The organism is Lysinibacillus sp. TE18511, from assembly GCF_054062295.1.
On record NZ_JBSSFD010000003.1, the window covers coordinates 44449 to 57901 of the forward strand.

18 protein-coding genes are annotated in these 13453 nt (G+C 38.4%); 11 read left to right on the forward strand and 7 right to left on the reverse strand.

Features of this window, described 5'->3' with window-relative positions:
* The first annotated feature begins 31 nt into the window (after positions 1-31).
* The gene (gene pepF / locus ACVWXS_RS02950; RefSeq protein ID WP_456955929.1) at positions 32-1849 is read left to right on the forward strand and encodes an oligoendopeptidase F; all 1818 of its coding nucleotides are present in this window, start codon (positions 32-34) and stop codon (positions 1847-1849) included.
* Positions 1850-2283: 434 nt separating this feature from the next.
* Here the strand turns inward: pepF and ACVWXS_RS02955 are convergent, their stop codons facing one another.
* On the reverse strand, positions 2284-2463 hold the full coding sequence (locus ACVWXS_RS02955) for a potassium channel family protein (RefSeq protein ID WP_456956152.1): 180 nt from the start codon (positions 2461-2463) through the stop codon (positions 2284-2286).
* A 228-nt stretch (positions 2464-2691) separates the two neighbouring features.
* Between ACVWXS_RS02955 and ACVWXS_RS02960 the strand changes: the two genes are divergently transcribed.
* Positions 2692-3159, forward strand: coding sequence for a 2,4'-dihydroxyacetophenone dioxygenase family protein (locus ACVWXS_RS02960; protein WP_402983694.1), 468 nt, complete (start codon positions 2692-2694; stop codon positions 3157-3159).
* Positions 3160-3317: 158 nt separating this feature from the next.
* Here ACVWXS_RS02960 and ACVWXS_RS02965 read toward each other — a convergent pair whose 3' ends face one another.
* Positions 3318-4223, reverse strand: coding sequence for a LysR family transcriptional regulator (locus ACVWXS_RS02965; protein ID WP_456955931.1), 906 nt, complete (start codon positions 4221-4223; stop codon positions 3318-3320).
* 18 nt (positions 4224-4241) lie between these two features.
* Positions 4242-4475, reverse strand: coding sequence for a hypothetical protein (locus ACVWXS_RS02970; protein WP_456955933.1), 234 nt, complete (start codon positions 4473-4475; stop codon positions 4242-4244).
* A gap of 353 nt (positions 4476-4828) precedes the next feature.
* Between ACVWXS_RS02970 and ACVWXS_RS02975 the strand changes: the two genes are divergently transcribed.
* The 6 genes from ACVWXS_RS02975 (at position 4829) to ACVWXS_RS03000 (ending at position 8242) form a co-directional block, all read left to right on the forward strand.
* On the forward strand, positions 4829-5632 hold the full coding sequence (locus ACVWXS_RS02975; RefSeq protein WP_456955935.1) for an extracellular solute-binding protein: 804 nt from the start codon (positions 4829-4831) through the stop codon (positions 5630-5632).
* Positions 5633-5708: 76 nt separating this feature from the next.
* On the forward strand, positions 5709-5945 hold the full coding sequence (locus tag ACVWXS_RS02980; protein ID WP_456955937.1) for a hypothetical protein: 237 nt from the start codon (positions 5709-5711) through the stop codon (positions 5943-5945).
* A gap of 35 nt (positions 5946-5980) precedes the next feature.
* Positions 5981-6469: a hypothetical protein gene (locus tag ACVWXS_RS02985; RefSeq protein ID WP_402983701.1), complete on the forward strand. Its 489-nt coding sequence runs from the start codon at positions 5981-5983 to the stop codon at positions 6467-6469.
* Between the two features lie 114 nt (positions 6470-6583).
* The gene (locus ACVWXS_RS02990; RefSeq protein WP_374963732.1) at positions 6584-7129 is read left to right on the forward strand and encodes an RNA polymerase sigma factor; all 546 of its coding nucleotides are present in this window, start codon (positions 6584-6586) and stop codon (positions 7127-7129) included.
* On the forward strand, positions 7126-7848 hold the full coding sequence (locus tag ACVWXS_RS02995; protein ID WP_456955940.1) for an anti-sigma factor: 723 nt from the start codon (positions 7126-7128) through the stop codon (positions 7846-7848). The genes ACVWXS_RS02990 and ACVWXS_RS02995 overlap by 4 nt, the downstream gene beginning before the upstream one ends.
* A gap of 193 nt (positions 7849-8041) precedes the next feature.
* Positions 8042-8242, forward strand: a complete 201-nt coding sequence (locus ACVWXS_RS03000; protein ID WP_456955942.1) for a hypothetical protein — start codon at positions 8042-8044, stop codon at positions 8240-8242.
* A gap of 319 nt (positions 8243-8561) precedes the next feature.
* Here the strand turns inward: ACVWXS_RS03000 and ACVWXS_RS03005 are convergent, their stop codons facing one another.
* From ACVWXS_RS03005 to ACVWXS_RS03020, 4 genes are all read right to left on the reverse strand, one after another.
* The gene (locus tag ACVWXS_RS03005; protein WP_456955944.1) at positions 8562-9371 is read right to left on the reverse strand and encodes a DsbA family protein; all 810 of its coding nucleotides are present in this window, start codon (positions 9369-9371) and stop codon (positions 8562-8564) included.
* Complete coding sequence (locus ACVWXS_RS03010; RefSeq protein ID WP_068983445.1) at positions 9364-9771, reverse strand: globin domain-containing protein; 408 nt, start codon at positions 9769-9771, stop codon at positions 9364-9366. The genes ACVWXS_RS03005 and ACVWXS_RS03010 overlap by 8 nt, the downstream gene beginning before the upstream one ends.
* A 219-nt stretch (positions 9772-9990) precedes the next feature.
* Complete coding sequence (locus ACVWXS_RS03015) at positions 9991-10779, reverse strand: lytic transglycosylase domain-containing protein (RefSeq protein ID WP_456955946.1); 789 nt, start codon at positions 10777-10779, stop codon at positions 9991-9993.
* Between the two features lie 32 nt (positions 10780-10811).
* Positions 10812-11399, reverse strand: coding sequence for a CYTH domain-containing protein (locus ACVWXS_RS03020; RefSeq protein ID WP_368636973.1), 588 nt, complete (start codon positions 11397-11399; stop codon positions 10812-10814).
* Between the two features lie 144 nt (positions 11400-11543).
* Between ACVWXS_RS03020 and ACVWXS_RS03025 the strand changes: the two genes are divergently transcribed.
* The 3 genes from ACVWXS_RS03025 to ACVWXS_RS03035 all read left to right on the forward strand — a co-directional run bounded on the left by ACVWXS_RS03025 (position 11544) and on the right by ACVWXS_RS03035 (position 13452).
* On the forward strand, positions 11544-11927 hold the full coding sequence (locus ACVWXS_RS03025; protein WP_368636972.1) for a UPF0738 family protein: 384 nt from the start codon (positions 11544-11546) through the stop codon (positions 11925-11927).
* 62 nt (positions 11928-11989) lie between these two features.
* Positions 11990-12661 carry a GTP pyrophosphokinase gene (locus ACVWXS_RS03030; protein WP_368636971.1) on the forward strand — a complete coding sequence of 224 codons (672 nt, stop codon included), beginning with the start codon at positions 11990-11992 and terminating at the stop codon, positions 12659-12661.
* Positions 12658-13452 carry an NAD kinase gene (locus tag ACVWXS_RS03035; RefSeq protein ID WP_068983440.1) on the forward strand — a complete coding sequence of 265 codons (795 nt, stop codon included), beginning with the start codon at positions 12658-12660 and terminating at the stop codon, positions 13450-13452. The genes ACVWXS_RS03030 and ACVWXS_RS03035 overlap by 4 nt, the downstream gene beginning before the upstream one ends.
* Position 13453: the final 1 nt, after the last annotated feature.

Below are 13453 nucleotides of genomic sequence, written 5' to 3' on the forward strand. Positions count from 1 at the left end.
GGAAAAACTCACATATAAAGGGGGCTGGCATATGGCTAGTAACAGCAATAAAGTTTTATTAAGAAATGAAGTTCCAGAAGAATTAACTTGGCGCTTGGAGGATATATTTGCAACGGACGCTCTATGGGAAGAGGAGTACAAGGAAGTAGCGGAAATTTCCAAAAAGGCATCTAGCTATGCAGGTACATTAAAAAATGGTGCAAATGCTTTATTAGCGGTTCTTACTTATCACGATGATATTTATGAACGCACAATGAAGCTTTACACGTATGCCCATATGCGTAATGACCAAGATACGACAAATAGCTCTTACCAGGATATGAATAGTCGTATTCAAACATTGGCGACTAGTATCTCAGCTGCCCTATCGTTTTTAACACCAGAGATTTTATCATTGAATGAAGAAACAATAGAAAGTTACTTAGAAGAAAATAAAGATTTACAACTGTATAAGCAATCTTTAAAAGAAATAACAATGGCACGTCCGCATGTATTACCGGCTGAGCAGGAAGCATTACTTGCCCAAATGACTGAGGTTACAGGTACCGCTTCAAATACATTTAGTATGTTAAATAACGCTGATATGGTATTCCCTAAGGTGAAAAATGCAGAGGGGGAAGAAGTGCAGCTAACACACGGTAACTATATTAAGTTCTTAGAAAGCAAAGATCGCACTGTTCGTGAAAATGCCTTTAAAGCTATGTACGAAACTTATGGCAACTTTAAAAATACATTTGCTGCTACATTAACGGGCAATGTAAAAAAACATAATGTCAGCGCACGTATTCGTAATTATGATTCTGCTCGCCATGCTGCCATGTCTAATAATTCTATTCCAGAAAATGTTTATGATCAATTAGTGGAAACAATCCATAAGCATTTACCAGCTATGCAGCGCTATATTTCATTACGAAAGAAACTTTTAGGTGTGGACGAACTGCATATGTGGGATTTATTTGCTCCGCTCGTTAAGGAAGTCGATATGAAAGTCACTTACGACGAAGCGAAGGATATTTTAGTAAAGTCTTTAGCGCCACTTGGTGAGGAATACCAAGATATTGTGCAAAGTGGTCTTGATAACCGTTGGGTAGATGTCTTAGAAAACAAAGGGAAACGCAGTGGTGCGTACTCTTCAGGCGCCTATGGGACAAATCCATACATCTTAATGAATTGGCAAGACAATGTTAACAACCTGTTTACACTAGCTCATGAATTTGGTCATAGTGTACACAGTTATTATTCACGTAAAAACCAGCCGTTTGTTTATGGCGATTATTCTATTTTTGTGGCTGAAGTGGCTTCAACATGTAATGAAGAACTGTTAAATGATTATTTACTGAAAACAATTGAAGACCCTCAACAGAAAATTTATTTATTGAATCATTGGTTAGACGGTTTCAGAAGTACAGTTTTCAGACAAACAATGTTTGCTGAATTTGAACACCTTATCCACCAAATGGATAAGAATGGTGAATCTTTAACAGCAGAACGTTTAACAGAGGTTTACTATGATTTAAATAAAAAGTACTTTGGTGAGGATATCGTCGTTGATCAGGAAATCGGCTTAGAATGGGCTCGTATTCCACACTTCTACTATAATTACTATGTGTATCAATATGCTACAGGTAAATCAGCGGCAACCGCATTAAGTCAACAGATTTTAGAAGAGGGTACACCAGCTGTAGAACGTTATATTAATAACTTCTTAAAAGCAGGTTGCTCTAATTTCCCAATTGATGTATTAAAGGCGGCAGGTGTTGACATGAACGTGGCAAAACCGATTGATGATGCATGTAAAGTATTTGAAGAACGCCTAAATGAGTTAGAAAAATTATTGTTGAATAATTAATTAGCGAGGCTGTAGGAATTTTACTACAGCCTTTTTTCTATGATAAGTGGCGCGTTAAAAAAATAATGGATAATGATTTTTTTTGATTTCTATAAGTTTAAAAGCGCTCATCTTGGAAAAATACTGTCTGTAATCGCTTTCTATTTGACAAATTTGTGAATCTAGCATCAGTATCATTGCTATATTAATTATTCCGTGATAAAGTGGTTCTTGTGAAATAAATCACAAAACAAACATACACCCCTTTGTTTGAACGTGAACATTTCTCCCATCCCCTTTGTGAAAGAGAGGCGTCACTATCTGTCGAGGATAGTGGCGCTTCTTTTATTTTTTTGTTTTTTTATGTCGATTTAAGGTGTCGTATTAAATAAAGTATGGCTCTTCGGCAAAACGAGGGATTGATTTCCGTTCCAGCTAGACGCTATTATTGCAAATCATAATATATCGATCATCCCAATTCCTACCATTAGAAATACAGTAGCCATTAATCTACCTAATACGGTAACAGGCGCAATATCTCCATATCCAACTGTAGTTATTGTAATCAAACCCCACCACAACGCTTCAGCGTAAGTTTCAATTGCCGGTTCAACTATAGCAATCGGTATTGGTATACATTCAAATTAGGAAATGCCCAAATCAAAAAGCCATTATGATAATCGTAAGGGAATTGCATGTATATATTAATGTAATTAAACTGCACATTAAAAATCATAATTTGAATAAATTGATAATTATAAATATACTAAAAATTACGAATTCGCAATAGTTAGTGAGCTTCCTAGTGTAAACATTATCAATGTGCGAATTTTATAACTTACATTGGACGAGGGGGATTTTAAATGAGTAATGTAAAAGCTGTAGAAGTATATGATGCAGGTAATATTTGCCCAGATGATTTACCGTGGGTTTCTTATTTTGGGGTGGCTCATTTTAAGTTACTAAAAGTTAATCCAGTAACAGGACAAACTATTACTCTGTTAAAAGTTCCTGCGGGGGTACAGCTTCCTACACATTTCCATCCTGGAACGGTTATTGTGTATACCATTAGTGGTTCTTGGAGATATATGGAGAATGATTGGGTTTCTAACGCTGGGGATGTAGTTTATGAGCCTGCTGGATCCCAACACACACCTGAATCTCTAGGAGATGAAGAGGTTATTACGTTAAATATTGTTGAGGCAACATTAGACTATGTGAATGAAAATGGAGAAATTATTGCTAGAGATAATTGGAAGTCATTATTGGAAAAATACCATGATCATTGTGAAGCTGAGGGAATTACACCTATAGATGTGACTCAATTTTAACTTCTTTCAGCAAATGTATTTTGTGTCTTTTGTAGCGAAAGCAAAGCGTCAGCTACAAAGCCGATTCCAGACGCAATTATGCCGAGGCATAATTGATTAGTTAGATTGATAAAAAAAGAGAAGCCCTTCCATAAGACGAAGTGGCAACTCTTTTTCTCTTATATTTTCGTAATTTCAGATTTTAGATAATGAATATACTTGTTTAGTAAAATGGATATATGTTTATCTTCAGATAGAACTAATCCAAAAGAAATATTGAGACCTCTATGATTTACCAAATCAACGGGGATTATCTCTCCGTTTATGACGGGGGGATAATTTTTCATGATGAAATCAGGAGCGAATGTAATAGCCAAACTTTCATTGATAGCTTGGAGAATGCCGTCCAAATTGTTTGATGTAAATAGGATTTTCATGGGCTGGTATTTGTTAAAAAAATCATGAACAAAGTGTTGCATAAATTCACCATAATATGTAACGAGCGTTTGATCTAGTATCTCATGTGAAGATATGGCGCCTGTAAACGCTAAAGGAGAATGTTTAGAAACATAGATTTTCTGTTTTCCTTCAAATAGTGATTCAAAAGCTATTCCTTCCATGTTTATGTTCCAGTCTGGTGAATAGGCAATCAGTCCGATATCGATCTGATGCTGGCGAACATCTTCAATCACGGAAGAGCTGCTTTTTTCGTTTATTTCTACATTTACTTGAGGGTAATCTTGTTTAAAAGCAGCCAAAGCCTTTACTAGAATCGTTGTCAATCCTGGTATTGAAGATACTTTTAGTTCTCCTTCTACCATGGAATTAAATGAGTGGGCGGTCTCTTTGATTTCCTCCAATTTTCTTAACACTTCGTAGGCTTGTTTCAGAATGATTCTACCTTCATCGGTTGGCACAGCACCGTGTCCCCTTGAGCGATGTAAAATTTTTAGTCCCAATTCCTTTTCTAAACTAGTAATGGATTGGCTAATAGCTGATTGAGTCACATAAAGATTCTGAGCTGCTATAGAGAGTGAATTGTGTTTTGTCACTTCAACAATATATAGTAACTGTTCAAAGTTCATAGTTTTTCTCCTTGTCTATTAAAAAAGGCTTATCAAAATATAGTGTGTAAGATTGGGAATGAAAACTGGTAACGTATACAAGATTTGATAGTAATACCATCTTTGGGGTTCATCACCATAACGTGTGGTTGATTTCCGTTCCGGCTGAGCGCTTTCCTGGGGGCGTCCGATGAGCCGCTTCACTCGCGTTGCTCGCTCCAGGGTCTCATCTGTGACGCTGATCCCCAAGGAGTCGCCCAGCCTCCACTCCAATCAACTTATATACAAGGCATATATCTTAACAAATGTCATCCACAACTTTCGGTGAAGAGCCATCTTTGGCTAAATAATTTTACTATTAAATATATAAGTTCTCCTAAGAATAGATAAATCCTTCTTCAACTATTCTGCCCTGTTAGCCATCTAGAGGCAGTATCATACGCTGTAAGTGCCGCGATGATTTAAAAAAGCACAAGGCCGATTCCAGACGAAATATGCCGAAGTATAATTGATCTTATTTATGAAACTTTCTAACTAATTTGAAATTATAATCAAACCGATTGCAGCCTCCCTTCGTTTCCTTTGATAGTACCGTTCAAAAACATATATAAAATGGAGGAATCATCATGAAGAAGACCTTGTTTCTATCAGCTTTACTGCTCTTTGTTATTGCGACTACCGGATTGTCAGCCAATGCAAAAATGGACAGTAAGCAGGCGTCCCAGGCGACACCAAATTCCGTTCAAAGTGATCATGTTATCCGGGTGTACGGACCAGGCGGACCACTTGGACCAATCAAGGAAGCTGCTGAACATTTTTCAATTGAAACGGGAATAAAGGTGGAAGTAACAGCCGGACCAGAGGGCAAATGGATCAGCCAGGCAAAGCAAGATGCAGATATTATTTTCGGTGGCTCCGAATATATGCTGCAGGACTTCATCTTTAACCATCCCGAAATGATTGACACTAAATCACGAACGGAGCTTTACCCGCGTGCTGCAGGAATATTGGTGAGGAAAGGAAATCCAAAGAAGATTGAAAGCCTGGAGGATTTAACGAAAGATGGAGTCAAAATACTCGATGTGAATGGAGCTGGTCAGCTCGGCTTGTGGGAAGACATGGCAGGAAGAAAAGGGATAATCGAAGGTATTTCTCAAAATATTAACCTTTCTGTAAAGTCGAGTGCTGAAGCCATTGAACTATGGAAATCGAATTCTAGCCTAGACGCCTGGATTACTTATGAATCATGGCATTACCGACTTAAGGATGTGACCGACCTAGTTGAACTTCCCGAAGAAGAGAAGCTCTATCGTGGAACGCCGATCGCCTTGACGAAAATCACCGATCAGAAAAAAGAGGCACAGCAATTTATTGAGTATTTAAAAACGGAAGAAGGTCATCAAATCTTTCAAAAATGGGGATGGAAATAAGGGAAATACCGGAATCTGGCTCATCATCAAAAGTTGTGGATGACATTTTAAATCGTATGTCTTGTCTATAAGTTGATTGGAGTGGAGAATGGGCGACTCCTTGGGGATTAGCGATAGAGGAACGAAGGCTAAAACCATCACGTCCTGTGATAACGCCTTCGTGACCAACATCCTGTTGCCCCGAGACCCTGGAGCGAGCAAAGCGAGTGAAGCGGCTCATCGGACGCCCCCAGGAAGCTCTGCTCTGCGCGAAAGCGAAGCGTCAGCGGCAAAGCGCCCAGTCGCAACGGAAATCAACCACACGTTATGGTGAAGATCCTGAAATCTAAAAAACTAGGAGGAACATACATGAAAAAAGGAATTTTTACCCTTACATTACTATCGATTATTTTTGTTTTGGCTGCCTGCGGAAAAAGCACTGAGGAAAAAACAGAGACGGATCAACCCGATCAAGCCCAAACGGAACAAACTAAATCGGAACAAGCCCCGGCTGACAGCCTTCAGCTTTTGAAGAATGACAAAGTTGGAGAATACCTAGCAGATTCACAGGGAAAGACGCTGTATTACTTTAAGAAGGATGAAGCAGGAAAAAGCAATTGTAATGGAGACTGCATAGCAACTTGGCCGGCATTTACTCAGGAAGATTTCGGTGTCCCAGAAGGTTTTGACAAAAAGGATTTCGGTACAATCACAAGAGCAGACGACGGTAAGAAGCAAGTCACTTACAAAGGCTTTCCTCTGTATTATTTTGCTAAAGACCAGCAAAAAGGGGATGTAAATGGACAAGGAGTAAAAGATGTATGGTTTATCGTAAATAGCAAAACAGAATTTAAGTAAGCCTGCCCAGGGAACGATCGATCGCGGTCGTTCCCATCTTTACTTTTAACTTCTTTCAGCAAGTGTCTTTTGTACCGAAAGAATATATTTTTATCCAATAGCAGGGAGTGCCACATGAAAGAAAATTACGATGCGGAATTAATGATATTGGTAAACGAAAAACACGGTCACGCATTAGAGGAGCTGTATGATCGATATATAAAGCTTGTTTACGGCTTTGTAATGAAGTTTTGTAATGGGAATGAGGATAAGACGAAAGAGATTATTCAGTTGGTCTTTTTGAGGCTATGGACAACAAACAGCCAATACGATCCCGCTCAAGGCAGCTTTGTCAATTGGCTCCTCACGATTACTCGCAATATTTGCATTGACTACCACCGCAAAGAGAAGAGGCATACGCAACACTATCAAGAGGAACATGAAGAAATCGCCGACTTTGCCAATGTAATCGAGCAACGAGTAAATACGAATGATATTGAGATGGCGAAAAACAAATTGCCGACGGCGCAAAGAAAATTAATCGATTTGCTTTATTGGAAAGGCTATTCTCTTTCAGAGATCGCCAAGCTGGAACAAGAGCCGCTCGGCACGATTAAAAGCAGGTTGCACCAAGCACTTAAAGGTTTGAGGAAGCATCTGGAACTGGAGGATATAAAATGAGAAGGGATTGTGATCATTTAATTCCATATATAGCAAATGAGCTCAAGGAGAGCGAACGCATAGCCTTTGTTGAACATTTAAAGAATTGTACGAAATGTAAGAAAGAATATCAGGAATTGTCCCAGGCCTGGCATGCTTTGCCGTTTGATTATACCGAAATCGCGGTGCCTGAATCGCTAAAAGGCGAGGTGCTGGGGTTTGTTTTTGATCAAAAAACGAAAAGCGATACGGAAACATTCATGGCTAAGATGAGTAAGCTTGCGATGAAGCTCAAAAGCCATTTCACTCCAGTTTCAACCAGTATCTTGGTCGTCTTGTTGTTCGCTATTATTGGCCTTGGAATAGCGAATGTACAGGGGGAAAATCGCCATGCTGAAAATATACCCATTGAGATTTTAACGACCATTCCCTTAAAAGCAGCGAATCAAAGCCACACGGGAACAAACGGCATGGCATATATTGTCCAGCAGGGATCTGAGAAAAATTTGGTGGTGCAGGTTCACGAATTACCAGGCGTCGAAGGCTCACAGGTTTACCAGGTTTGGCTGCTGAAAAATGGCACAAGGGAAAATAGCGGCATATTCAAGCCAGATGAAAACGGATCCGGCATACTGACCTACCAGCTCGCTGAAGGGCAGATTTTTGATCAAATCGGTATCACTGTCGAACCGGACGCCAACAGCAGCCAGCCTAAGGGAGAAAAAATAGCCGGCTCATAGATGGTAACAGAAAAGGGAAGAATGCTATTAATAAAAAATATTTGTTAGGTTTATTAGAATTTGCTAATGTTAGTGATAAGGAATTAAAATACCAGTGGACTGTAATAGCAGCTTATAAATGAGGGTGGAAAAGGCTCATCACCAAAAGTTGTGGGTGACATTTGTTAAGACGTATGCCTTGTATATAAGTTGATTGGAGTGGAGACTGGGCGACTCCTTGGGGATCAGTGTCAGAGGAACGAAGGCTAAGAGCATCACATCCTGTGATAACGCCTTCGTGACCAACATCGTGTTGGCCCGAGACCCTGGAGCGAGCAACGCGAGTGAAGCGGCTCATCGGACGCCCCCAGGAAAGCGCCCAGTCGGAACGGAAATCAACCACACGTTATGGTGATAAGCCGTGGAAAAGACAATACAGGTATAAAAAGGGAACTTTAAATATACAGCGAATTTTTTCTATTCATTGCTTTCGCCAATTTTAGTTTTCCAATTGACATTACCAGATCTAAATGAGATATTAATCCGGATATTGATGAGATGATAGATGAGGTTGTTTATTTATTTTCGTTGAGTTTGAATAATCCGAGAGAAAGTTAATTATTAGGACAACAAACAAAAGCAAGTGAAGGAAACGAGTAGTTTTCTTCACTTGCTTTATTTTTAGGGACTTATCGGATAAGCTCTCTATTTTTTAGAATAAGAGTATAATTGCATTATTTAATACGCCATAATGTAGCGTCATCTGTCTGAATTCGTTCAATCTTTTGTTGTAGCATACGTTTTTTTAATTCGCGTTCTGCTGTTTGTTCTGTTAAAGAATAGATAAAAGCTACTTCATGTGTTGAAAGTGTATGGAATCTTATAAATAGCTCTTCCATTGTTGGTAATGGTTGACGCACAAGCTGTTCATCCATCATTTCTTGTAAAATATGTTCATATACGTCATAGGAATAGCTACCACTAACTTTAAGTCCCTCATCTTCAATACATTCATTGAAAAATACAATGCTAGGCACTTCATCAACTTCCATTTCACGTTTCATATATAAATCACATTGGAAGGCACGTGCTGTTTCCTTCGACCCAAAGTCTACAGAAAATTCATTCATGTCTAATTGAACATCCTCTGCAATTTTTAACAGCGTAGCATAGGAATTAACATCTTGATGGTTTAGTAATACATATTCTTGTAGTTTCGACAAATAGCGCGCTCCGGCACGTTTGCCCTGTAACTCTGCTGCTTTAATAGCGATAGATGGTAAAACAGGGTGATTTATGTCGAGTTCAATGCCTGATACACACCCCTTTACGCGCTTACTTAAACAATTTAAAGAGGTAAGCTCTGTGCTTAGCACAAGGCGCCATGTAAAGTAATGATTATACTCTAGCTGTAATTTACGAAGAATGGCTTGTATATTAAAAGCTTCAGGACAAAGTGGATCTACGAAAATATACAATTCAATTGGCTTATTAGCAGTAGAAATCTCAGGAGTTGGTGCTTGCAACATTTGAATATTATTCACGTAACAATTCCCCCTCATCGTCATTTGGTGTATTAATCATGTGATGAGCTGTTAATACTAAACGTTGATAATAAGTTTCACGGAACTTCCCTTCTAAACCAACTTCATCCATTGCTTCGGACATACATTCGAGCCATGCTTGAGCACGATCGGGTGTAATTGGAAAATTCATATGACGTGCACGCATCATTGGATGTCCATGTTCCTCAGTAAAAAGATTTGGTCCACCTAAATACTGTGTTTGAAATTGAATTTGCTTGCGGGCTGTCTCTGTCAAATCTTCAGGAAAGATTGGAATAAGATCAGGATGCTGAGCAACTCTTTTATAGAATGCATGAATTAGCTCTGAAAGTTTTTCAGCTCCCAGCTCCTCATAAGGAACAGTGTATTTTCTACTCATAAGTTAAATGCTCCTTCAAGTCTTTATATCGTAAAGTACAATTTTATACTCGGTCATCTTCAAAAATGTGAATTTCTTGTGACTACCTTCATTCTATCAACGTCTTTTCGTTAACACAAACAAACCGCTCTTTGGAATTGTTTTTCGCTAGAAAAGAACAAATTTCACCACAGAGGGTGAAATTTGCTGAAAAAGATTGTAATAACAGTGATTATGCGATTAAGCAGTATAGTAATTCATCACTTTTTTGACATAATTCTGTGTTTCTTTGAAAGGAGGAACGCCACCATACTTTGTAACGCGAGAAGCTCCTGCGTTATAGGCAGCTAATGCTAACGTTGGATCATTATCGAATTTATCTAGCATTTGGCGTAAATATTTTGCCCCAGCCATAATATTTTGCTCAGGATCAAAAGCGTTAGTAACCCCTAAATACTGTGCTGTTTTTGGCATTAATTGCATTAAACCTTGTGCTCCAGCGTGACTAACCACTGTTGGATTAAAATTAGACTCTTGCTTGATTACGGCAGCGATAAGTTTCTCGGGTACATTATATGTAGCTGCTGCCTTTTCAATAATCGAAGCATATTGGTTCGCTCCTGTTAATGCATTAGCATACGCTGTTGAACCAATGACATTATCTGAAACATAGGTGTCTAGTTTTGTACTAGATTGTGTGTTTGCTAATGCTGCCTGTACAGAATCAGGGATATAGACGGCATTAGAACCATTATAGAGCAATGATTGGTACCCACTATTTTGCATGTTTTCAAACAACTCATTTGAACTACTAAATTGGTTGATCGATGAAGAGACGCTTGATGCACTTCCGAGTAAACTGGACAATTTTGCACTATTAGCAGTTGTTACACCGCCAAGCAATTCGCTAATCATGTCTGAAAACATAGAATTACTGTCTGTAAGATTGTTAGACGATGAATTTTCTGTAGAGCCTAGTGTTTGCAATGCTTGAATTTCAAGTAAAGTTCTGATTGATTGGATATCCAAGGAGTTGGTCACCCTTTCTTAAGCTATTAGTATTATTTTTTATCCATTTGTAATGCTTGCATAAAACGTGCGATTTTTTTATCTGCAGACCGTTTTTCAATACCATATTGCTGTAGAAATTCGTCGAAGATTGCATTTCCTTTTATTGCATCTTTTGATTCATATTCTACCTCATAATCGTCGCACTGCAAATAGAAAGAGTGGTCAAATACTAGAAGACCATCTCTATAAGGTATTTCGACACGATCCGTTGTCAGTGAACCGAAAACTTCCAAATTTTCTAAAGGAATGTGAAATAGTGCTAGTCTTTTTGCTACCTCTTTGGCATAAAAACCTTCTCCTACAAGCATTTTGTTTGCCTGCTCAGCAGTTATTTCATCTGTTGTTTCTAAATGTGCATGCTCTGCACTTTTTTCTTTTAATGTACATTCATAATATTTGTCGATTTGTCTAATACGGAGCCCGCTTTGTAATTTCCGAATAGCTTGGGAAGGTGTGTCGAAATAATGATTTGTTTGACGATGAATAGCATTTTCGGGAATGTTGAACTCTTGCAATAAATGCTCGTATTGTTGTTTTGTTAAGAGGTTTTTAAATTCTATTTCAAGTTGTTGTGCCATATATGATCACCTGTTTAGTTTAAATTTTTTCAAATGTGTTGATTAGAAGAAAGAAAAGTTTAATTCGTTAATATTTACACACTGCAACTATTTACCCTGTATGCTAAAATAAGAGGAAGAGTATGAAAAAAAGGGGAACGGCCTGTGCGTAAAATTTATATAATAGAAACATTGAATTTTGAAAACGAGCAACTTCATTTTAGTTTAAACGACATTGATGAAAATTTACAGTTAAAACCTGCTGCACAACTAATTGCAGATTCTGATGACTTTGCGTTTATTTATTTACTTGATGCAGGAGAAAATTATCATTACTTGCGTTTTCCACCGAGTAGTTGGGATCAACTTGTACATATTTTACAAAAAAAGAAAAATCCAAAGCTGCTACTAGGTGAAGAAGTTATTGAACTTACCAATTTTTACGATGAATTAGAAATGCTCGTGTATAATATTGAAGGAAATTACAATTACGGGGCGGAATTTGTCCAAGCAGTGGAACAACACTTCAAGACAATTCTCGCTGAATAAAAAGACAAAACGAACAGACGGTGTTGGTTTTGTTCGATACCGAATGTCGGGAGGTTTTTGTGATGGGACAATGGGAAATATTTTTAAGTCCTTATAAACAAGCAGTAGATGAGTTAAAAGTAAAATTAAAGGGTATGCGTTCGCAGTTTGGTATTGTTAATGCAAATTCACCAATCGAGTTTGTTACAGGGCGTGTAAAACCTTTAGCAAGTATATACGATAAAACATTAGAAAAAGGACTTTCCTTTGAGCCTTCTAAACAACTGGGTGATGAGCTAGGTGATATTGCTGGCCTTCGTATTATGTGTCAATTTGTAGATGATATTTCAACAGTTACGGAGCTAATCCGTCAACGAAAAGATATGCGCGTAGTAGAAGAACGAGACTATATTACACATAATAAACCAAGTGGATATCGCTCATATCACATGATTGTTGAATATCCCGTTGAGACGATTCAAGGGAAAAAATTGGTATTAGCTGAAATTCAAATAAGAACACTAGCTATGAATTTCTGGGCATCTATTGAGCATTCATTAAATTATAAATATAAAGGCATGTTCCCAGAGGAAATAAAAAACCGCCTTCAAAGTGCTGCAGAGGCGGCCTTCCGATTGGATGAGGAAATGTCGTCCATTCGCAGTGAGATTCAAGAAGCACAAGCTTATTTTAGCGAGTACAAAGAAGCATCGAATCCTAATTTACTATCAGAGAAGGAGCGTGACATAAAATGAAATTTTCCATTCAATCACGTAGAGATGCACAATCGAACGAATTAATGGAGCTAGCAAGAACATATTTGCAGGATTTTGGGCTAACTTATGATGAAGAATCGCCTGAAATCGTAGTCTCTATTGGAGGAGATGGAACATTATTACATGCCTTTCATCGATATTCTCATTTGCTAGATCAGGTTGCCTTCGTAGGTATCCATACGGGACATTTAGGATTTTATGCGGACTGGAAGCCATCTGAATTAGAAAAGCTTGTTTTGTCGATTGCTAAGAAAGACTTTAACGTTGTGGAGTATCCATTACTAGAGGTGAAGGTGGAGCATCATAATGCGGAGTCCAATACGTATTTAGCGTTAAATGAAGCGACTGTGAAATCACCTGATGTCACGCTTGTTATGGATGTGGAGTTAAATGGCAATCAGTTTGAACGTTTCCGTGGAGATGGACTTTGTGTGTCGACTCCTTCGGGTAGCACAGCGTATAATAAAGCCCTCGGTGGAGCGATTATTCACCCGACTTTAGCTGCATTCCAAATTACAGAAATAGCATCTATCAATAACCGTGTCTTCCGTACAGTTGGTTCACCACTCATTTTACCAGCCCACCATCACTGTATTTTACGTCCAGTTAATGATCAAAACTTTAATATGACGGTTGATCATTTACAAGTTACGCAAGGCGATGTGAAGTCGATTGCTTTTAATGTAGCAAATGAAAGAGTACGTTTTGCTCGTTTCCGCCCATTCCCATTCTGGGAACGAGTCCATGAATCGTTCGTGGCAAATGAGTAAG